At 63.2% G+C, this 20,969-nt stretch carries 19 protein-coding genes; 8 read left to right on the forward strand and 11 right to left on the reverse strand.

Going from position 1 to position 20,969, the window contains the following annotated elements:
- Positions 1-50: 50 nt before the first annotated feature.
- Positions 51-3,383 carry a Calx-beta domain-containing protein gene (locus HNQ60_RS14125; RefSeq protein WP_184332835.1) on the forward strand — a complete coding sequence of 1,111 codons (3,333 nt, stop codon included), beginning with the start codon at positions 51-53 and terminating at the stop codon, positions 3,381-3,383.
- Between the two features lie 6 nt (positions 3,384-3,389).
- On the opposite strand, the gene HNQ60_RS14130 is transcribed toward HNQ60_RS14125, so the two are convergent.
- Entirely contained in the window at positions 3,390-4,028 is a 639-nt protein-coding gene (locus HNQ60_RS14130; protein ID WP_184332837.1) for a response regulator, read from the reverse strand.
- A complete protein-coding gene (locus tag HNQ60_RS14135) occupies positions 4,025-7,099 on the reverse strand; it encodes a sensor histidine kinase (RefSeq protein WP_184332839.1) in 3,075 nt (1,024 codons plus the stop codon). Before HNQ60_RS14135 ends, HNQ60_RS14130 begins: the two co-directional genes overlap by 4 nt.
- A gap of 168 nt (positions 7,100-7,267) precedes the next feature.
- Between HNQ60_RS14135 and HNQ60_RS14140 the strand changes: the two genes are divergently transcribed.
- From HNQ60_RS14140 to HNQ60_RS14155, 4 genes are all read left to right on the forward strand, one after another.
- Positions 7,268-7,615: a hypothetical protein gene (locus HNQ60_RS14140; protein WP_221304203.1), complete on the forward strand. Its 348-nt coding sequence runs from the start codon at positions 7,268-7,270 to the stop codon at positions 7,613-7,615.
- 305 nt (positions 7,616-7,920) lie between these two features.
- Positions 7,921-8,808, forward strand: coding sequence for an alpha/beta fold hydrolase (locus HNQ60_RS14145; RefSeq protein ID WP_184332843.1), 888 nt, complete (start codon positions 7,921-7,923; stop codon positions 8,806-8,808).
- Between the two features lie 392 nt (positions 8,809-9,200).
- The gene (locus HNQ60_RS28305) at positions 9,201-9,512 is read left to right on the forward strand and encodes a helix-turn-helix domain-containing protein (RefSeq protein WP_407676446.1); all 312 of its coding nucleotides are present in this window, start codon (positions 9,201-9,203) and stop codon (positions 9,510-9,512) included.
- Between the two features lie 13 nt (positions 9,513-9,525).
- Positions 9,526-10,275: an SDR family NAD(P)-dependent oxidoreductase gene (locus HNQ60_RS14155; protein WP_184332847.1), complete on the forward strand. Its 750-nt coding sequence runs from the start codon at positions 9,526-9,528 to the stop codon at positions 10,273-10,275.
- 50 nt (positions 10,276-10,325) lie between these two features.
- Here HNQ60_RS14155 and HNQ60_RS14160 read toward each other — a convergent pair whose 3' ends face one another.
- Both HNQ60_RS14160 and HNQ60_RS14165 read right to left on the reverse strand, forming a co-directional pair.
- Complete coding sequence (locus HNQ60_RS14160; RefSeq protein WP_184332849.1) at positions 10,326-10,727, reverse strand: cupin domain-containing protein; 402 nt, start codon at positions 10,725-10,727, stop codon at positions 10,326-10,328.
- Between the two features lie 25 nt (positions 10,728-10,752).
- Positions 10,753-11,094, reverse strand: coding sequence for a hypothetical protein (locus HNQ60_RS14165; protein WP_184332851.1), 342 nt, complete (start codon positions 11,092-11,094; stop codon positions 10,753-10,755).
- A 214-nt stretch (positions 11,095-11,308) separates the two neighbouring features.
- On the opposite strand from HNQ60_RS14165, the gene HNQ60_RS14170 reads away from it, so the two are divergent.
- On the forward strand, positions 11,309-11,971 hold the full coding sequence (locus tag HNQ60_RS14170; RefSeq protein WP_184332853.1) for an HD domain-containing protein: 663 nt from the start codon (positions 11,309-11,311) through the stop codon (positions 11,969-11,971).
- 7 nt (positions 11,972-11,978) lie between these two features.
- Here the strand turns inward: HNQ60_RS14170 and HNQ60_RS14175 are convergent, their stop codons facing one another.
- The 5 genes from HNQ60_RS14175 to HNQ60_RS14195 all read right to left on the reverse strand — a co-directional run bounded on the left by HNQ60_RS14175 (position 11,979) and on the right by HNQ60_RS14195 (position 17,256).
- A complete protein-coding gene (locus HNQ60_RS14175; protein WP_221304204.1) occupies positions 11,979-12,854 on the reverse strand; it encodes a hypothetical protein in 876 nt (291 codons plus the stop codon).
- A gap of 20 nt (positions 12,855-12,874) precedes the next feature.
- Positions 12,875-13,060 carry a hypothetical protein gene (locus HNQ60_RS14180; RefSeq protein WP_184332857.1) on the reverse strand — a complete coding sequence of 62 codons (186 nt, stop codon included), beginning with the start codon at positions 13,058-13,060 and terminating at the stop codon, positions 12,875-12,877.
- Between the two features lie 19 nt (positions 13,061-13,079).
- Positions 13,080-14,102 carry an alpha/beta fold hydrolase gene (locus HNQ60_RS14185; protein WP_184332859.1) on the reverse strand — a complete coding sequence of 341 codons (1,023 nt, stop codon included), beginning with the start codon at positions 14,100-14,102 and terminating at the stop codon, positions 13,080-13,082.
- Between the two features lie 7 nt (positions 14,103-14,109).
- On the reverse strand, positions 14,110-14,895 hold the full coding sequence (locus tag HNQ60_RS14190) for an alpha/beta fold hydrolase (protein WP_184332861.1): 786 nt from the start codon (positions 14,893-14,895) through the stop codon (positions 14,110-14,112).
- A 96-nt stretch (positions 14,896-14,991) separates the two neighbouring features.
- Positions 14,992-17,256 carry a DUF5916 domain-containing protein gene (locus HNQ60_RS14195; protein ID WP_221304205.1) on the reverse strand — a complete coding sequence of 755 codons (2,265 nt, stop codon included), beginning with the start codon at positions 17,254-17,256 and terminating at the stop codon, positions 14,992-14,994.
- Positions 17,257-17,439: 183 nt separating this feature from the next.
- Here HNQ60_RS14195 and HNQ60_RS14200 point away from each other — a divergent pair, with 183 nt between their 5' ends.
- Both HNQ60_RS14200 and HNQ60_RS14205 read left to right on the forward strand, forming a co-directional pair.
- The gene (locus HNQ60_RS14200; protein ID WP_184332863.1) at positions 17,440-18,075 is read left to right on the forward strand and encodes a GIY-YIG nuclease family protein; all 636 of its coding nucleotides are present in this window, start codon (positions 17,440-17,442) and stop codon (positions 18,073-18,075) included.
- A 93-nt stretch (positions 18,076-18,168) separates the two neighbouring features.
- Positions 18,169-20,199, forward strand: a complete 2,031-nt coding sequence (locus tag HNQ60_RS14205) for a M13 family metallopeptidase (RefSeq protein WP_184332865.1) — start codon at positions 18,169-18,171, stop codon at positions 20,197-20,199.
- A gap of 2 nt (positions 20,200-20,201) precedes the next feature.
- Here the strand turns inward: HNQ60_RS14205 and HNQ60_RS14210 are convergent, their stop codons facing one another.
- A complete protein-coding gene (locus HNQ60_RS14210) occupies positions 20,202-20,357 on the reverse strand; it encodes a hypothetical protein (RefSeq protein ID WP_184332867.1) in 156 nt (51 codons plus the stop codon).
- A 343-nt stretch (positions 20,358-20,700) separates the two neighbouring features.
- A complete protein-coding gene (locus HNQ60_RS14215) occupies positions 20,701-20,856 on the reverse strand; it encodes a hypothetical protein (RefSeq protein ID WP_184332869.1) in 156 nt (51 codons plus the stop codon).
- Positions 20,857-20,969: the final 113 nt, after the last annotated feature.

Consider the following 20,969-nt stretch of genomic DNA (forward strand, 5'->3'; position numbering starts at 1 on the left):
GGCCGCAATCCGTTGCCCTGACAAGAACAACACTCGTTCGGGGCAGGCACATGAAAATCCGTCGATGGCTTTGGGTGGGAGTCGCAGCGGCAATGCTCTCGTTGTCGGCGTGCGGTGGGGGCGACGACGACAACAGCAACGGAGGTGGCGGCGGTAGCCCAGGCGGTGGCACTACCCCTGGCGGCGTCGGGGCTGCAGGCGGAACGGTTACCGGCCCTGGTGGCGCGCAGATCGTGGTGCCTGCGGGCGCGCTGACTCAGAACGTATCGATAGCCATCTCTGCGTCGAGCAACGGCGCGCCAACTCTGGGCGATGGCATGAGTGCTGTCGGGCAGGTCTACGAATTCACACCGCACGGCACGGCGTTCGCGTCCCCGGTGTCGGTTACGGTGCCATTCGACGCGAGCCGGGTGCCGGCCGGCGAAACCGCAGCGCTGTTCAAGACCAACGCTGCGACCACCGAATGGGAAATCGTGCCGAACGCCACGGTCAGCGGCAACACGATGGTCGGGCAGGTGAGCGGCTTCTCCTGGTTCGTAGTGGCGCTTCAGCGTCCGTCGCCGTCGTGGCAATTCATCGCGCACACGGCAGACGACCAGAGCGCGCCGATCAAGACGGTCGGTGAGCACATCGGCGCCGTCGATGACGACATCGACTTCGGCCCGCTGTCCATCGCGCCGCTGGGACACGACCTCACTGCCTCGGGCGAAGTGTTCGCGACCGCCAGCGGCAAGACCTACTGGGTCGAAGCGGAAGCGCCGCGAGGCGAGGTATCTCGCCCGGCTGATCGTGTCGGCGGCGAGACCCGTTTCAATCTGTTCCAGGCATTCCGCAAGAACGAAGCGGGCGCGACGCTGCGTTTCCAGATCACACAGGCGCTGATCGAGGCCATCGACAACAACGGTTCGATGCCGGTTTTTTCCGAGTGCCCCTGGGCGCCGGGCACCGGGCCGGCGGACGTCTGCAAAGACGAAGTCTTCGGCGAAGTGGAAATCACCATCGCGGCCGTGGTGATCAACGCAGGGCCCGGTCTCAATCCCGATCCCGGCATCGAAGTGCCCGACGACTTCGAGGTGCTCGAAGCTCACCAGGGCGCGCTGCGTCTCTGGGGCTGGCAGGAAAACTGGCGCGCCGAAGTCCAGACGGACGTCGTCTATCGCCACGAATACATGGATGGCTCGTTGCCCGGCCCCGCGCAGGAGGTCCTCGAGCTTTACGACATCATTCCGGTATTCAAGGCGGATCATTTCGAGTTCACGGTTGCCTCCGGCGCGGCCGCCAGCACGGATGCGAAGGTGACGCTCAAGGAGCCCGTGAATGTCGAGATCGACCTGTCGCGGCTGCCGATCGGAACGTCGTTCTACATCGAAGCGAACGCGATCGCGTTCGCCCACAATCGTCGCGGCCGGGAATCGTTCGTTTCCGCTCGCTTGCGCGATCCCGCCGACTCGACAGGGCTCGAATGGGAAGCAGAGGGTCTGCAGGCGCTGCCCAAACCGAAGGTGCTCGCCGGCGCACTCTTCCAGGACGAGCCGGACTGCGGCGCCGATGCCGATGAAGAATCCGGAACGCTGCAGTTCAATGCCGCGGCTTATGGGTTGCCTGAGTTCCGCAACAACAGCAACGACATCCTTGTGACGCGCACGGGCGGAAGCAAGGGCAAGGTTGTAGCGAGAGTGGCGACGACAACAGGGGGCACCGCGGTTCCCGGTGGTCACTACACACCTGTTTCCCACTTCGTCGTCTTCGGGGACGGCGACACGACGCCACGCGCGGTCACGATTCCGATCGTCAACGACGACACTTTCTCGGGCGCGAACACGATCGAGATCGAACTTGAAGCAGTAAACAACTGCGCGAACGTTGGCACACCGGACACGGCGATCATCACGATACTCGACGATGAAACACCTCCGCCCGAGACGTACAGTGTGGGCGGTGTGATCTCGGGTCTCAGCGGCAGCGGGCTCGTGCTCGAAGATGTGCGCACCGGCATCGATGTCGAAGCATCCGGCAACACATTCATCTTCGATTACAACTATGCGACCGGTATGGACTACGAGGTTCGCGTGAAGACGCAGCCGACGAATCCGATCCAGGTCTGCAGCGTGACGAACGCGTCGGGCACCTTGCAGGGAGCGAATATCAAGGACGTCGCGGTTTCCTGCACGACGCCACAGGCCACCGGATCGCTCGATCTCACCTTCGGTTCGAATGGCAAGGTCGTGACGGGTCTGAGCGGTGGCGCGGTGGCGATGGTCCTGCAGCCCGACGGACGGATTCTCGCCCTGAGCAACCGTGCGCTCGCGCGCTACAACACGGACGGTAGTCGCGACAGTGCCTTCGGTTCGGGCGGTGAAGTGCCCGTCGACTTCAGCAGCGGCGGCGGGGACGAATTGAACTCCCTCGTCGTGCAGCCGGATGGCCGCATCGTCGTGGCCGGCTTCGCGCAGAACGGCAGGACCAGCGCCGGTCTCTTCAACTATGACTTCGGTGTCGTGCGTTTCAACGCCGACGGAACGCGCGATACGACGTTTGGCACCAGCGCGGAGACGTACATCGATTTCGCGGGCAGCACCGATCGTGCATACAAGGTACTGCTGCAGCCGGATGGACAGCTTGTGGTCGCAGGGCACGCAAACATCGGAGCGCGGCATGAGTTCGCCGTCGTGCGGTTGACGAGCACCGGTGCGATCGACATGACGTTTGGCACGAACGGCCGGAGCACGGTGAGCCTCGCGGGGACCGATTTCGGCTACGGAGCGGCGCTGCAAGCGGATGGTGCGATCGTTGTAGCGGGACGTTCCGCGCCCGACGGTACGACATCGCCCGATGTGGGTGTCGCGCGATTCCTTGCGACTGGCGCAATCGACACGAGCTTCGGTACCGGGGGAACGACACGCATCGATTTCACGGGGACAGGGGGCTGGGATGAGGCAACCAGCGTCACATTGCAGCCGGATGGAAGGTTGCTGATCACAGGACATCTCTCGCCCGCAGCCGCGGATTTCCTCCTGGCGCGACTGAATACGAACGGCAGCCGCGACGTGAGCTTCGATGCGGATGGCCTCGTGACGGCGGACTTCATCGGTCAGAGTGATGTTGCGCAAGCGGTGGCGGTTCAGTCCGACGGACGAATTGTCGTGACAGGGTCCGCGTACACGTCCGGGCAGACAGTGCTCGATTTCGCCATCTTGCGTTACGAGGTCGACGGATCGCCGGACACGGACTTCGGCACCGACGGTCGACTCATCATCGATTTCTTCGCCGCGAACGATGCCGCCGAAGCGATCGCGATCCGGCCCGATGGCCTCATCGTCGTTGGGGGCTCGGCACGTAACGGCACGAGCAGCGCGGTCGGGATCGTGCGGGTGGTGCCGTAGGGGCACTCAGATATCGAGGATGCCGCGCCTCAAAGCGATCATCACGGCGTGAGTACGGTCGGACGCATCGAGCTTGGGCAGGATGCTCTTCATATGCGTCTTGACCGTGCCTTCGGAGATGTCGAGCTCCGCCGCGATCAGCTTGTTCGATTTGCCGGCGGCGACCCGCTGCAGCACCTCGATCTCCCGGCGGGTCAGCGCGTCATCGGCGACGTGTTCGGCGATCCCCGTCGCGATCTCCGGCAGCACGCGGCGTTTTCCTGCGTGCACGGCGCGGATCGTCTCGAGCAGTTCCTTGCGGACGAGATTCTTGAGCAAGTAGCCCGACGCGCCTGCTTTCAGAGCCGCCGCCGCCTGCACGTCGCCGGCGTAAGTCGTCAGCACTATGATCCGCGCATCCGGGAATTCACCGCGAATCGCGGTGATCGCCTCGATGCCGCTCATGTCTGGCATGCGCAGATCCATCAGAGTTACGTCGGGCCGCAATCGCCGGAAGCTGTCGACGGCCTCGTGCCCGTTGCTCGCCTGCGCCACGAGCGTCATGTCCTCCTGGCTTTCGAGCACGGCAGCGATTCCCTCGCGCAGCAGTTGATGATCGTCGACGGTGAGGATGCGGATCGATTCAGATCGCCGCGGAACGTTCATGTTGTTGCTCCAAGCCAGGATCGCAGGCTGCGCCTCGCCGGCTGCGATTTTCGGTAGGCCACGTTGGCGGGTACGCGCAAGTCGATCTCTGTTCCCGCGCCCGGCTTGCTCCAGACTTCGAGATGCGCACCCAGTTTCTTCGCTCGCTCGCGCATGCCCAGCAGGCCGAAATGACCGGGCCTCCCGCCCGCGGCGAGGATCGCTTCGCCGATGCCTCGTCCGTCATCGCGGATGCGGATATGCAGCGCGCCATTGCCGTACGTTACTTCAGCTTCGATATCCGTCGCACTCGCGTGCCGGAAGGCATTTGCCAGCGCTTCGCGCGCAATCATGAGACCTTCTTCGCGCACGATAGGATGCAGATCCCGCTGCGTGCCTTCCACGCCGACGCGGAACTTTGCGGAGTGCAGTTGCGCGAACTGTTCGCCTTCGGCCGCCAGCGCCTGCGCGAAATCCGCAACGCTGCTGGCGGCGGGCCGCAGGTCTTTCACTTTGTCCCGACTCTCTCCGAGCAGCTTGTCCGCGCGCTCGAGCGACTGCTCCATCAGCTGTCGTGCCGGCTCATTTGCCGGAATGCGATCGGTGGCTGCCTGGAAGCGCCAGATCAATCCCTGTACACCCTGCAACAGGGTGTCGTGCAGATCGCGGGCAATGCGCTCGCGTTCGGCGAGCCGTGCTTCCAGTCGGCCGCGAACCTGCGCGGCGAGCTGACGCACTCTTACTCGGTAGAAGACGGTGAGAAGCGCCGCTGCCGCCAGCGCGCACAGCGCGTAGAACCAGGTTGTCTGGCGGAAGGCGGGTGGAATAGTGAACGCGACCGAAGCGCCTGCTTCGTTCCAGATCCCGTCGTTGTTGGAGGCTATCACCCGAAACTCGTAGTCGCCCGGAGCGAGATCAGTGAAGAACGCGGTGCGTCGCGAACCCGCGTCCTGCCAGGATTTGTCGGCGCCGAGTCGGTAGCGAAACCGGACGCGTTCCGGAATCGACAGGCTCAGCGCGGTGTAGCTGATCTGCACATCGCGCGGATTGATCGGCAATCGCAGGCTCGCGCCCGGTTCGTAACGATTGCCGTCGACGACGATGGATTGCACTTCGACGTTCGGCGCGAGCGAGTTGGTGGCGACGTGGCGGGGATCGATCCATGCGATGCCACTCGTCGTCGCGAACCACAACCGTCCGTCGGTGCCGGCCGCAATGGAGGGCAGGGGACGGATTGCGTTCGGCGTTCCCGGCAGTCCGTCGAGGTGGTCGAACAGCTCGGCTCGGACAGCGTGTTTCGAATCAGCTGACACGCGCTGCACGTCGTCGGCGGGAATTCGGATTGCACCGGCGCTCGTGCTCAACCACAGATCGCCTTCCGTAGTCGTGACGATGCCTGACACGCTGGGCAACTGCGTGCCATCGCGCTGAGAGACTGTATGGAAGTGCTGGCCATCGAAGCGAGCGAGGCCGAGCTCACCGCCGACCCACACGTCCTTCTCATGCGGCAGGATCGACATGACGTTACCGATATCGAGTCCATCGGCAATGGAGAGATCTCGCGTCGAGTTCGATGCCGGGTCGATTACCTGGATGCGGCTTCCGGGGAACCCGAGCCAGACGCGTCCATCAGGTGCCGCAGCCAGTGAAAGCGCGGTCTCACTCTCGCGTGTCCAGTTTCCGTCGGCCAGGCGCAGCACGCCTCCGCGCACCACGGATACCCACATCGCTCCGGATCGGTCCCTGGTGATCGCCTGCACGGGATAGTAGTTGGCGTTGTCGCGATCGACGGGCATCGTGACAGGCGTCCATTGCGATCCGTTCGAATGCCACAGCATCGCGCGACCTCCGAACCACACGACGCCGTCGTCCGTGCGATAGGCGGAGGTGATGAATTGCGGGCCCGGCACGGTGTCGACCGTCGACGACCCGCTGACCTTGAATGCGCCTTCATCGAAATCGATGCCGACCAGCATCGTGCCCGCATCGCCCGGCGCGATGGCGAAGCCGTTCGCGCCGTGCGGAAGCGGCACGCGGGTCAGGCGTGATTCGCGAAAGCGGTCGATGCCGCTGGCGGTGCCGATCCAGATGTTGCCCTCGCGATCCTCCAGGAATGCATTCGCGTAAGGGCCGGTCAGACCGTCGTCGCTGGAGAAGTCATCGGATCGGGCGCTCGCCATCGGTGTACGACCGAGCAGTTGGCCGACATCCCTGATGCGATGGATGCCTGCCGCTGACGCCGTCCAGAGCGTGCCATCGCGATCGATCAGCTTGCCCCACAGCGACACTTGCTGTGGATTGCGCAGCGCGATCCACCCATGTTGCAAGGGGGAGGTCACCGCGACGCCGTCTCCGGGGATGTAGACCGGACGCATGCCGAGACTGGCATCGGTCAGCCAGAGTGTTCCGTCGGGCGCCTCGACGAAGTCGACCATCTCTTCGCTGGTGCGAATGGTCGTCGGCGCGAACGCGGACTCTCCGGATCGCAGGAACAGGACTGTCCGGCCCACGACGATCCACAATGTTCCATCGCGCGCCACCTTTGTGGCTTTCACATACTCGGAGGGAAGATCGAATCTCTCGCGTATGTCCTCCCAGAGCGAGCCGTCGAAGCGGCGCAGTCCGAAGCTGGTATCGGCCCACACGAGACCCGAGCTGTCTTGTGCGAATCGCGTCAGACTGCCCGCGGGCAAGCCCTCACGTTCGCCGTAGTTCGTCACCTTCCCGTCACGAATGAAGCTGGCGCCGCCGAATCGATAGCCAACCCAGAGACCGCCATCGCGGGGTGCGAAGAGCGACAGGACATTCGTTGAAGGCAGACGCTGGCCCCGAATGCTGTCGATGCGCTCGAAGCGAACCCCGTCGAACCGGAAGAGCCCGGCCGCGCCGGCGATCCACAGATAGCCGTCGGCAGTTTGCGCCAGCGATTCGATGCCGCCGGGCGCGCCGTCCTTCGCGGTCCACGCGGTGTGATGGAGTTGAGCGATGTGCAGGTCCGGCGGCAACGCGGATGCGTGCGATGTCGCCAGCAACGCGGCTGCAATCGCGATCGCCGATTGCAGTAGTCGGAATGCTGTTGACCGCGTTGCCATGATTCTCCGCTGAGCTCCTTCGTAGGATACGCCGCAAGTGTGACTCTCAGTACTGTGATCAGGGTCTGACGGACATCTCCCGAAAGGGGCAGGTCGCGGTGCCCTGCTATCGGCTACGTGACACTCCGGGCGTGTAGCACCCTGCTCGCCGTGCAACGACTATTCTCCATGTTCCCTCCCGGTCTGCCGGGGCTCGCATTGCTGCTTCTGCGCGCTTCGGTTGCCGCCGCGCTGCTGCTCGAAAGCCATGGGCATCGACAGGCACTGCCTGGCTGGATTCATGCTGCTGCGGTACTGATTTCTCTCGCGGTATTCGCGGGATATCTCACGCCCATCGTCGCGGCCGCGGCGCTCGCATACCACGCCGCGATCTGGTTCGCGTTCGACATCGACAGTGTCGCTGTAGCCATCACGTTCTCTCTCGATGCATTGGCTCTGGCGCTGCTCGGTCCCGGCGCGTACTCCGTCGACGCCCGGCGCTTCGGTCGCCGACTCGTCGTCCTTCCGCCGCAATAGGCGCGATTCCCACTTCAACCTCCTGCCCCATCGTGTCGGGCTCCTGCCTCCCATAAGAGGCGTGCCGTCCGATCGCTGACCGCAGACGATGCTGACACGCAGATGTTTTCTGCGGGGACGCAACCATCGTCTCTCCGCCTCGGCTCAACGGCACGGCGCAGCAGCGAGTTACGCATGACCGCCGGTCACGAAGCTACGTTGCTTAGCGCGCTTTAACACCGCTGAACTTGGGGCAGGGACGATCAGATGGGAGAGTCGTCCCGTGGATCGAGAAGAACCGGTGACTCACTCCATGGAGAAATTTGATGAACGCGAATCCTTCCTCGGTCACTGCCAATCGTCGCGAAGTGCTCGCAAGAGGAACCCGAACAGTGAACACGATTACCAGCAAAGACGGTACGCAGATCTACTACAAGGACTGGGGTCGAGGCCCCGTCGTTACTTTCTCCCATGGCTGGCCGCTCAACGCCGATGCCTGGGACGGTCAGATGCAGTTTCTGGTGCAGCACGGCTTCCGTGTGATCGCACACGATCGACGCGGTCACGGCCGTTCCGAGCAGGCGTCCTCGAACAACGACATGAACGGTTATGCCGATGACCTGGCGGCGGTGATCGAGACGCTCGACCTCAAGAACGTCACGCTGGTCGGTCATTCGACCGGCGGCGGCGAAGTGGTGCGCTACCTCGCTCGTCATGGGTCGAAGCGTGCCGCGAAGGCCGTGCTGATCGGCGCCGTGCCGCCGCTGATGGCCAGGACGCCTGCCAATCCGGAAGGCATTCCGATCGAAGTGTTCGATGGATTGCGCGCGTCGGTCGCCAGGGATCGGTCGCAGTTCTACAAGGAATTCGCGATTCCTTTCTATGGGGTGAACCGCGACGGCGCGAAAGTCTCGCAGGGTACGCTCGACCAGTTCTGGCTGTGGAGCATGCAGGTCGGTCTGAAGAATGCCTACGAATGCATCAAGGCGTTCTCGGAAACCGACTTCACGGAGGATCTGAAGAAGATCGACGTGCCGACGCTGCTGCTGCACGGCGAAGACGATCAGATCGTGCCGGTGAACAACTCCGCCAGGAAGGCTGAGCGCCTCATCAAGGGCGCAAAGGCCATCTACTACCCGGCGGCACCCCACGGCCTTACGACGACTCATCAGGATCAGGTGAACGCCGATCTGCTGGCGTTCCTGCGTGGCTGAGCGGCGATCATCCCCAAGCTGGAGCTAAGTTCATGGACACTTCGACCTCCTCGTTCGTGCGGATCCCCGCTATTCCACCGGTTCTCGACGCGGAAGCAGACCAGATCACCTCGGCAGAGGATTCGACGGTCGACGCGTCTTCGATTCGGGCCGTGTTCGACGCACTGTCCGTCGATGGATTGAAGGGGGATTCCGCGTTCCCGGTGCGCAAGCTCCAGTCGGTCGTGACGGAGTTGTGCGCAGCCGTCCGCAGTGCGCTCGATGATGAACGTGATACCGCCGAGGACAGCCTTCGGCGGGCTACGGAAATCCTGCGGGGCATTCGCGAAGCCGAAGCGCCGAAAAAGGAGTCGGTGCAGAGCGGCGGCCTGGCTCCGTGGCAGATTCGGAAGGTGACCAGCCACGTCGAAGCCAACCTGGACGCGACGATCCGCAACGAAGATCTCGCGGCCATTGCACGGTTGAACCCGTCGCACTTCGGCCGCGTGTTTCGCAACAGCTTCGGCGTGCCGCCGCACGAGTACGTCATCCGGCGGCGAGTCGAGCGCGCGCAGGGGCTCATGCTCACGACGGCTGCCTCTCTCAGCGAAATTGCGCTGGACTGCGGACTCGCCGATCAGTCGCACCTGACGCGCCTGTTCCGCAGGCTCGTGGGCGAAAGCCCGCGCGCGTGGCGTCGTGCAAGATTGACCGCTCCGGCCTGATCGGGAGAACGTGATGAACGAGTCCAATCAGGTCGTGATCATTACCGGCGGTGGTGCCGGCATCGGGCTGGCCGCCGCCAGGGCGTTCGCGCACGAGGGCGCGAACGTGCTGATCACAGGACGCAGGGTAGCGAAGCTCGACGAAATCACTCGCTCAGAGCCCCGCATCCGATCGGTGACGGCGGACGTAGCGACTCCGCTCGACGCCCGACGCACAATCGACAAGGCGATCGATATGTGGGGGCGCATCGATGTCCTGGTAAACAATGCTGGTGCCGGAGCGCCGCTTTCGCTGGCGGATGCGACGGCTGATCGCGTCAATGCGGTCTACGCGGTGAATGTGGTCGGCCCTACGTTGCTTTCAGCGGCTGCGGTGCCTCATCTCGTGAAGTCGCGCGGGTCGATCATCAACCTGTCGAGCAGTCTTGCAACCAAGGCAGTCGCGGGGTTCGCGGACTACTGCGCCAGCAAGGCGGCGCTCGAGCAACTGACTCGTTGCTGGGCATTGGAGCTGGCAGCGCAGGGCGTGCGTGTGAACGCTGTCGCTGCCGGGCCGGTCGAGACGGAGTTCCTGCAGGAGCGCATGGGTTTGACGGAGCCGGAGGCGGAAGCTGTCAGAGCGCAGGAGCGCAGCGTGATTCCACTCGGCCGCAGAGGCGTGCCGGAAGATGTGGCGCGCTGGATCGTCGCACTCGCGAGTCGTGAGGCGCAGTGGGTGACGGGTCAGGTGTTCGGCATCGATGGCGGATTCACGCTCGTCTGAGCGCGATGTGATCCGGTGAAAGAATCACCGGATCACTCGATCTCGTTCTCTCACTCCAGCATCAATACCGGCTTGCCGCTGTCCTTCACCAGGAACACCAGGAACTTCGCCGGCTCGGTGTTGCTCGCGTTCTTGCCGACGGTGTGGATGTCGTTCGGTCCCTCGTAGAACGTCTCTCCGGGCTTCAGTGTTACGGCGGGGCCGCCTTTCACCTGCATCACGATCGAGCCTTCCAGTACGTAGATGAAGCCGTGCGCATCGTGTCGATGAACAGGATCGGCGCCGCCGGGAGGGAACTCGACCGTGATGACCAGGACTTCCTTGCCGGGAAATTCCGGCAGCGGCTTCGTCATCACCGGCGTTACGACAGGATCAGCGGCATTCACGACTGTGGCGGCAAGTGCGCCGAAGGTGATTGCGGCAGCGGGGACAAGGCTTCTCAGGAACGACATGGCGAACTCCTCCTACGGAACGACATCAGGTAAAGGCCCACGGCTCGCGCCAGCTCAGCTCGGCGATCACATCGCCGCTGGAATCGGCATCGAGCTCATCGAACGGATCGGCGACGACCAGCTTCAGCTGCACATTGCGGCGCGTGAGCGCGGTGAGATCGCTTGCCCACCGGCCGTTGTTCGCGAACCAGACCGGAAGCGCGTCATCGCCATCGGATGTGGGCTCGAGCGAGATGTGCACGACGATCGACGAGGACTCTTCGGTTGCGCGCAGGCGGCGAACAGACGACTGCTCGGCGTACCAGCTTGCAAGCACCGACGGCAGGTCGGCGGCGTCAGTGGTCGAGAGGCGAGTGGCGAGGTTCATACGCAGCCAGTGATTGAGAATGTGTGCTGCGATTATTCGAACCGCGAACGTCCAATGCTTGGCGGATCCGGCCGACAATTGGACGCGACTGCGAGACCAGCACCGTTCTCGAAGAATCCAAGCAACGCCGCGGTTCATCAAGAAGACCGCCCCGCACTCCGAGAACATGCAATCACGGCGACATCGATCGCTTCATCTGCGTGAGGGCACTGGGATGGCTACCAAAGTGAACGGCTTGATCGAGACGCGCGTGCTGGCAGGAATCGTCGTTCCAGATACTGCGTTGGTCGCCGGGGCGATCGAGTACGCGCGCAAGAACTCCGAGCCGTACTTGTTCAATCACGCCATGCGCTCGTGGCTGTTCGCGGTGGCGATCGCTGAGTTGAAGGGCACCGCGCACGATCCGGAGGTGCTCGCCGTTGCGACTCTTCTGCACGATCTCGGGCTGGAGAAAGCATTCGACGGCCCGTTGCGATTCGAAGTGGAAGGCGCGAACGCGGCGCGGGCGTTTGCGCTCGGGCAGGGGATGGGGGAGCGCCAGGCGCAACTGGTCTGGGACGGCGTTGCGCTCAACTCGACGCCGTCCATCGGCTTATATAAGGAGACAGAAGTTGCGCTCTGCACGACCGGGATCGGCGTCGATTGGGGCGGCTGGGGTTATGAGCTGCTGACTCGCGAGCAATCCGGCTCGATCCTCGAGGCCTTCCCACGGCTCGACATGAAGCAGCGATTCACCCGCGCGGTGTGCCGCATCGTCGAGTCACGACCGGCGACGACATACGACAACTTCGCCCGGGACTTCGGTGACCGATTCGTTGCGGGCTATCAGCGGCCGTCGACGGTGGATCTGTTGCTGAAGGCGCCGTTCGAGGAGTAGTCGACCGCTACGTGTCGCGTCCGGCGAGCCAAAGCGCGGCGTTTCGCACGTAGCGATGCACCGACGCCATGGCCTTCGAGTCGCCCGGAAGTGCGTAAACCGGCGCTTCGCTGACAAAGTCCGGGCTTCCCCGGTGCGGGTCCCAGTTGTAGTCGGCGAAGTGATGGAACGTGGACTGCGCGATTGCTGGACCATCGCTGTCGGAGCGTTCGAAAGCGACGGCGATATTGAACCGTTGCCCGCTCGCGAGACTCGTGCCAGTTGCAATGACCCGAGCCGCGGAGCCTGACGTTGGAGCGAGCACGGCACCTTCGTGAGGATGCGAGGGGAGGTACATCACTGTGCCGTTCTCGGAATCCGCGTCGAGCATGACGGGATGCGCCGGCAACTGCGCATCCACGCGCTGCACTCCGCCATTCGCACCCGAGTGAAAGTTCGGCCACAGGATCTGCGGAGTTCCGAGATCATCCGGGGGAGGCGGGTCCGCATCGATGTTGTGAGTGTGGAATACATGCGCCGCGCCCAAGGGGCCGAGCGTGCAGACAGAGCAACCGAGATCCATGTGATCCCGGGTCAGCAGGATGCCGCCGCCGCGTGCCCGGAACCTCAGGATGCCGGCTCGATCTTCGTCGCTGAGGCCGTTGCCAACGTCGACCGCGAACAGCCACAGTTCGTCGTAGATGGATTGGTCGAGTGTCGAAAGAACCGGATCGGGCGCATCGACCGAGTCTCGATCACGCGCGGTGACGCGGAACAGGGGATGGCCATCGACGTCCCGCAACGAAGCCAGGTACTCCTGCAGCATCGAGAAGCGACCGATATGCCAGTCGTTGTCGGTGCGTTCGATGGTCGTCTGCAGGAGGATGTTGATCGGCTGGTTCACTGTTGGATCTCGTGTCGGGACTATTGCTGCCGCGGCTCCTTCCATGCCGCGCAGTAGTCATAGCACACCCGGAGCTCGTTGATGACCGTGAGGATCTGGTCCGCGGAAAGCACGATCGCAGCGCTGCTCGACTGCTCGATGATCGTGCGTCCGTCCTCGGTGGTGTAAACCTTGAGTTGCGTGCTGGCATCGGTGTCCGGGCTCATGGGACCTCCTGCAGTGGATTCATGAGTAGCGATCGACGGCGACGATCGCATCGACGAAGGCCTGCGGCGATTCCTGCGGCAGGTTGTGACCGACACCGTTTTCGATCAGACGGTGCCCATAAGGGCCGGTGAACTTCCGTGCGTATGCGGCACTGTCGGGATGAGGCGCTCCGTTGGCGTCGCCTTCCATCGTGATGGTCGGGACCGAAATCAGCGGGCCGGCGGCAAGCTGTTTCTCGAGCGCATCCAGCTTCGGGTCGCCGGCTGCCAGACTGATCCGCCAGCGATAGTTGTGAATCACGATGTCGACGTGATCCGGGTTGTCGAATGCCGCGGCGGAGCGATCGAAAGTGCCGTCGTCGAAATTCCATCGCGGCGATGCGGTCTGCCAGATGAGCTTCGCGAAGTCGCGTCGATAGGCTGCATAGCCCGCGCGGCCTCGTTCCGTTGCAAAGTAGAACTGGTACCACCAGGCCAGCTCGGCCTTCGGCGGCAGCGGTCGTTCATTGGCTTCGCGGCTGCCGATCAGGTAGCCGCTGACCGATACCATTGCCTTGCATCGCTCGGGCCACAGGGCTGCGACGATGTTCGCCGTTCGTGCGCCCCAGTCGAAGCCCGCAACGATCGCCTTCCTGATGCGCAGCGCATCCATCAAAGCGATGACGTCGAGGGCAAGCGCGGACTGCTGTGCATTGCGTGGAGTGTCGGGCGAGAGAAAGCGCGTCGGGCCATAGCCGCGCAGGTACGGGACGACGACTCGATATCCCTTCGCGGCCAGGGCAGGGGCGACGTCGGCGAAGCTGTGAATGTCGTAAGGCCAGCCATGCAGCAAGACAACTGCCGGCGCGTTACTCGCTCCGAGGTCGACGTAGCCGATGCTCAGGTCGCCGGCGTCGATCTGCCTGAGCGGGCCGAACGTGGTCGTGCTCGGGCTTGCGGATGCCGGGGGGATCAAAGGAACCTCGTCGAGCGCGAGCGCACCGAGTGCGCCCGTCGCTATCGTCAGGAAATGGCGGCGAAGACTGTCGACCGTTTCTGTCATGGCAGCCTCACTCCCGCTGCTTTGCTTTTGGCGCCGTCGCGGCACGCTCGATCATCTTCGCGACCGCGTCGGGATGGGAAGTCATCACCACATGCGATGCACCACGGACAGCTTCGGTCTGCTTCGACTTTGCCCGCTCGGCCATGAACTGCAGCGCCTGCGGCGGGATGTTCCTGTCCTGGTCGCCGTAGATGAACCAGGAGGGAATCGATTTCCAGATTGCCTCGCGGGCGGCTTCGTTCAGTGCGGCTTCGGTGATCGGTCGCTGTCCGGCACCCATCACGGCGGCATCCGCCGCAGGGACATCGGCTGCGAACTGGTCGTGGAATTTCTCGCGCTGGATGTAGAGATCGTTGCCGCCGCCCGAAAGCGCCACCGGTTTGGCGAGCGCCGGGCCGAGCGTGCTGCCCGGAAACTTCTGTGAGAGTGCGCTCGCCGTTTCGCCGACGTCCGGAGCAAACGCGGCGACGTAGACGAGGGCCGCGACATTCGGCGCCTTCACTTCGGAGATCACCGCTCCGCCGTACGAGTGGCCCACGAGAACGACTGGCGATCCGATCGACTTCGCGATGTCGGCCACGTATTGCGCATCGTTCTTCACGCTGCGCAATGGATTCGCGACAGCCACGACGCGATACCCGTCCTTCTCGAGGATGGGGATCACACCGTTCCAGCTGGACGCATCGGCAAACGCACCATGCACGAGGAGGATCGTGGGTTTCTCGGGCTGCGCTGACGCAGTGGCGGCTGTCAGCACGGCGGCTGCAGCGGTGACGGACAACAGGATTCCCATGGGAGCGCTCCTCGCGGTTTGAAACACGAGGTGCAGGCTCTCTCAAGTCGGGTCTTCAGCGCTTGAACAATTGCTGCGGATGTTGGACGCGCAGGCTTACCACTCGAAGCGGTAGTTCAGCTTGACCAGCAGTTGCTCGTCGTCGCGCAGGCTGAAGCTGTCGCGCAACGGTCGCCCCGAGTCGTCGGCAACGGACTCCTGCGCGTAGCCGCCGCGACCGTACACGATGTACAGGTACGACAGCGGAGCAAGTTCGTAGCGATAGCGGATCTGGAATCCCAGGTTGCTCACGGTGAAGTCGTCGACGGGTTCGTCGGTTTCGATGGCATCGCCCGAGGAGTCGACGCGGTAGGCCCGGTTCAGCGGCGCATTGATGCCGATGGCTTGCAGCTTGAGCCGCAGTTCCTGGCGAGGGCTGATGATCCAGTTGAAGCCTGCGTTGAAGTCGACCTCGCGACCGTCGAAGCTGCCGATCAGGTTGTCCTCCTGCCAGACCAGCCAGTCGGGCGTGCGGCTGCCGAACACACCGACATAGACGTTGAACGCGTCGCTGATGAAGTAGGTGGGTTCGAGCATCAGGCTGTAGCCGATCTCGTCGTTGCCCTCGAGCCCGCCGCTGTACACCTCGGCTTCGACGGCAAATCCCCAGCTGCCTTTGCGCGGCCTTTCGTACTCGAAGAACGAGTTGAAGTTGGGCGGCAGGTTGATATTGCCGTTGCCGCGAGTGAGCAGATCATCCGCGCCCGCACTGTTGATGTTGATCTGAGCGTACTCGTAGCTGCCGTCGCGCAGCCGACTCTCGCGACTCATGCGGAACTGGTCTCGAAGCAGGTCCCCATGGTTGTTGCGGCTGGTGCTGACGCGCCAGCGCCAATCCTTGGAAGCGTACCGTGATTCCTCGGGCAGATCGGCGAACCGTCGCTGCACCTGCCAGTGCACATAGTTCGTGCTGTTGCGCTGGAGATAGCCGGCATCGTTGATCTGCAATTCGTCGCCGAAGTGCATGCCGATCCATTGCTGGCGCCAGCCGTGGTCCATCTCGTAGTCGGCCCAGATCGTTGCGCCTCCGTCGCGAACGCTCTGGCCGTCGTCATCGATGTCGCTGCCGATCAGGCGCGTGCGCACATTCCAGCGTGAGGTCGGTCGCCAGTTGTGATCGATACCCGCCACGGTGGCGATGCGATCGTAGTAGGGGCGTTCGACGCGCGTGAGCATCATCCCCAGGTTCTGCGTCGAGAAGTCACGAACCAGGCGCACGGCGCTGAACGTCCGGCCCACGGAGTCTGCTTCGTCAGCTCCGAAGATGCCGTACTTGGTCGCGCCGATGCTGCCGTTCAACTTGAGAGCGGCAATGATGTCGCCGGAGCCGACGCCGTCGTCGGCCGGGCCACCGACGCGGCGCGTGTAGAGCAGCTGGCTGAAGTCGGAAGGCGTCGTGAATTCGAAGATGCCCTGATTCTCGGTGAAGAAGGGCCGCTTGTCGCTGATGAAGGTTTCAGTCGCGTCGAAGTTCACGACGAGGTCGTCGCTTTCCACCTGGCCGAAATCGGGATTGAGGGTGCCGGTCAGCTGCATCTGGCCGTTCGGCTTCCAGAACACATCGATGCCGGCGTCGCCCTCGGTGTGGTATTCGACGTTGTCGTACAGCCCGGAAACGTAGGGCGTGAGAGCAAGCAGCGACTGGCTGTAGCTGGTTACTTCGATCGGGGCGAAGTCGGAAAGGAAGCGCGGCCGTTCGAAACTCGCCGACGGCCAGGCGGCGCGCTCGCCGGTGACGCCGACGACGCGATCGAGATAAATCCTGAGCGTGCGCGTTTCACTCGTGGTCTCGCGCATCGGCGCGATGTGCCAGGGAATGAGCACTTCGACCGTCCAGCCAGCCTCGTCCTCGCCGACTTCGTGACGCCAGTTGCCGTCCCAGTCCTCGTTGAATTCGGTTTCGTTCGTGATGATCGCGTCGTAGATGCCGCCCGTCGAACTGACCGTGAAGGCGTAGCCGGTGCGATGGTCGCCGTCGAAATCGACCATGACATTGACGCGGTCCACCTGCTCATCGAAGTCGCGTTGCACGCGTTGCTGAGTGCGGGGTACCGAGGGGGGCTGCACGTTCCGGAAAGCAACTGCCAGGCCATCCGCGGTGGCGAGGACCCAGACCTGAGTGGGCACGGAAGCCGGCTCGCCGTTGAGCGGCTGCACTTTGCGGAAGTCGGTGAATTGCTGTGCGCCCTGCCATTCCTGTGGATCGATCTGGCCGTCGATTTCGACGGCGGTGGCGGGGAAGGCAGCAGCGATCGTGATCGCTGCGATCCATTTTCTGAAGTCGCCGGGTCGTTCCGCGTACGTCTCGGTCTGCTGTTCCATCGAATCTGCTTCTTGAATCCAATGACGGTTCCTGACGTTCTTTGGACGCCGGAACGGGACGACAGGTTGAAATCGAGGATCGCGAAATTTGTGAGGCCGCGGATCTTCTCACGATTGACCGCGTCGCAGGGCGCCGGGGAATCGCCGATTCACCATAGCCGCGCGATACTGTATATAACATCAGTGCCGCGACATTCCGCCCAACTCACGACGCCCTTCACTGCCGCCTCGGCGGAAGGTGGCTGGTTCGTCTATCTGCTCGCGCTCGCAGACGGTTCAGCGTTCAAAGTCGGCTTTTCCTGCCATCCCTTGCATCGCGCCTTCACGTTCAGTCGCCGCTACTTCGAACAATTCGATCTCGGCCGGTCGCTGCTCGTGAGGCTCGATACGTGTCCGGAGGCGAGAGTGCTGGAAGCGGCAATCAAGAACGAACTGGCGGGGCATCGGTACGACTGTCCATCCTGGGTGCCGGCCGAGGCGGGCGGCCACACGGAATGGTTCGACGCGTTCCAGTGGCAGCCGGCGGAAGACCGGGTTCGCGCGGCATCGGATGGGGACGAGTCCCGTCTCATATATATGAGCGATTTCGTCCGCACGATGCTCATGCGACAGGCGCGGTCATTCGAGTTCTGGGCGCTGCACCAAGCGCAGTTTGTCGCACAGGCGCTGTCATCCTCGGTGGACGCTCATCTTGCGTTCGGGAGCGCGCGAGCGCTCCGCGATTGGGTCGATGCCTACCGATGCTGCGGGATCCCGTTGTTCCCCGACGATCCGGCGGTCCGTGCGTTCGTAACGGATGCAGCGAGACAGAGCGGCTGAGCGCGACGAGCGGTTGCCCGCCTGCGCCGGCAGGATCGCCGTTCGGTGGCGGGCGGACTATAGTCCGGGCTTCGATTTTCCTGGGGGACCGTCATGGTGCGATCGGCTCGAATCGTGGTGATCTGCGCGTTGTCAGTCTTTGGCGTTCCTGCCTTCGCGCAGGACTCAGGCCGGCAGGGTGTACAACTCGGGGACATCGATCGCACGGCCGATCCCTGCAACGATTTCTTCCAGTACGCGAACGGCAAGTGGCGCGAAGAAAATCCGATTCCCGCTTCGATGTCGCGCTGGAGCCGTCGCTGGCAGGCCGGTGAGTCATCGAAGGATCGGCTGCGAACCATCCTCGAAGCAACGGCGTTGACCAAAGCGCCGCGCGGCAGCATCGAACAGCTCACCGGCGATTTCTATGCGGGTTGCATGAACGAGACGCAGATCGATCGGTTGGGCGTCGAACCGCTGCGGCCGCTGCTGACTGACATCCGGCAGATGAAGTCGCCGCAGGACGTGCAGAAGATGATCGTGCGGCTCAACGGCATGGCGATCTCCGCGCCCTTCGCGTTCTACTCGAGTCCGGACAACCACGATCCGTCGTTCGTCATTGCACAGGTCATCGCATCCGGACTCGGCATGCCCGATCGCGATTACTACGTGAAGCCGGACGAACGTTTCATCCAGGCACGGGAGAAGTACCAGGCCTACGTCGCCAGGCTCTTCGAGCTCGCGGGTTCAACGAAGGCAGAAGCACAGGCGGCCACGAAAGCTGTCGTCAGGATGGAGACGGAGCTGGCACGGCAGTCGCTGGACAACGTGGCGCTGCGTGACCCGCAGGCGACCGACCACAAAATGTCGATCGCGCAGTTGCAGAGGCTCACACCCCGTTTCGATTGGAATGCGTACTACACGGCGTCCGGACTCACCACCGGTGACGTGAACGTTGCCGAGCCGAAGTTCATGGAGGAGGTCGATCGCCAGCTGGGCGCGGCTTCTCCCGATGACTGGAAGGCGTACCTGACGTTCCACGTCCTCGACTCCGCGGCACCTTCGTTGTCGAAGCCGTTCGTCGAAGAGCACTTCGGATTCCACAGTGCCTATCTGCGCGGCGCCAAGGAAATGAAGCCGCGCTGGAAGCGCTGCGTCGAATCGACGGACGAGCAGCTCGGCGAGGCGCTCGGCAAGATCTACGTCGAGAAATATTTCCCACCCGAGGCGAAGGCGCGCATGCAGGAGCTCGTGAAGAACCTGCGGCTCGCGATGAAGGAAACGATCGAGGAGCTCGACTGGATGAGCGCGCCGACGAAACAGAAGGCGCTCGAGAAGCTGTCCACCTTCAATCCGAAGCTCGGCTATCCGGACAAGTGGAAGGACTACAGCACCGTGCCCGTCAAACGCGATGCGTTCTGGGGTTCGACCGTCGCGGCGCGTGCCTTCAACGTCAAGGACGATCTGACCCAGATCAACAAGCCTGTCGACCGGGGTCGCTGGTACATGTCGCCGCCGACATCGGATGCGTATTACAACCCGCCGCTGAACGAGATCGTCTTCCCGGCCGGCATCCTTCAGCCGCCAGCGTTCAGCGTCGATGCGATCGATGCGGTCAACTACGGCGCGATCGGTGTCGTGATCGGCCACGAGATCAGCCACGGCTTCGACGATCAGGGCTCGCAGTACGACGCGCAGGGCCGCCTCAGGAACTGGTGGACGGCCGAGGATCTAAAGAAGTTCGAAGCCCGCGGGGCCTGCGTCGTGAAGCAGTTCGACAACTATTTCGTCGAGCCTGGCCTTCATCACAACGGCCAGCTCGTGCTGGGCGAGAGCATCGGCGACCTGGCCGGCGCGAAGATCGCTTACAGGGCCTTCAAGATTTCACAGCGCGGCAAGCCCGCACCGGCAAGCGTCGATGGCTTCACGCAGGATCAGCAGTTCTTCATCGCGTGGGGACAGTTTCGCGGCGATGCGGTTCGTCCGGAATTCGCGCGAACGATGGTGCAGGGCGATCCTCACCCGATCGGCAAGTACCGCGTGATCGGGCCGCTGTCGAATCTGCCGGAATTCCAGCGGGCGTTCTCGTGCAAGGCCAGCTCGCCGATGGTCCGCCCGCCGCAGGAGCGCTGCGAAGTCTGGTGACGCTATTGCAGCTGCGTGATCGTTATGGAATAGCCGGGGTGACTGTCGCGCTCGGCGCCGTATGCCCAGGCACTGAAGCTCCCAGCGACGATTACGACCGACAGCAGCAGACAGACTGCGCGCTGTACAGTCCGGCTGGAACCCTTCGAAACGAACATTGCCTTCTCCTCATCGAGCGATTGATTGATGACGAGAAATCTATAGGCAGGCCGGGTGCGCAACCACTAACCATCGTCGGTGTCGTGCGCCCGCGGAAGACAGAGTGCAAGGCGGCTGAGCGGCGGAACTTGCTTCTTGTTGTGGGTCCGGCTTCAGCCGGACGTCATGCCGAAGGCATCTTTCGGAAGTGGATGGCGCACGCGTGCGCCGGATCGCTTCGCGATAACGTCCGGCTAAAGCCGGACCCACAACAGGAACAGTGCGATCAAGCAGGGGCTTGGCCTCGTGGGCCAAAGCCTGCCGGCGCGCCTCTCATGGGCCACGCCGGCAGGGGGCGGGGAATTACTGAATCTGAGTCACCGTCACCGAGTAACCGTCGTGAGCGGCATGCTCGGCGGCAAAGGCACCGAGCGACAAGCTCACGCTGACGATGACAGCGGCCAGGACCATGCAGACAGCGTTCTGGACTTTGTTGTTGACGACGGTGAGGGCAAACATGGCGATTCTCCTTTGGGTCTCTTCAGTTCGATCCGCATTGTTGCGGTGTTGGTGTTAGGACACGGGAGGAGGAGCCAGGGTTACAGCGATTCCGCGAATACCGGCGAGTGACG

This window comes from Povalibacter uvarum, from assembly GCF_014202975.1.
Classification (GTDB): domain Bacteria; phylum Pseudomonadota; class Gammaproteobacteria; order Steroidobacterales; family Steroidobacteraceae; genus Steroidobacter; species Steroidobacter uvarum.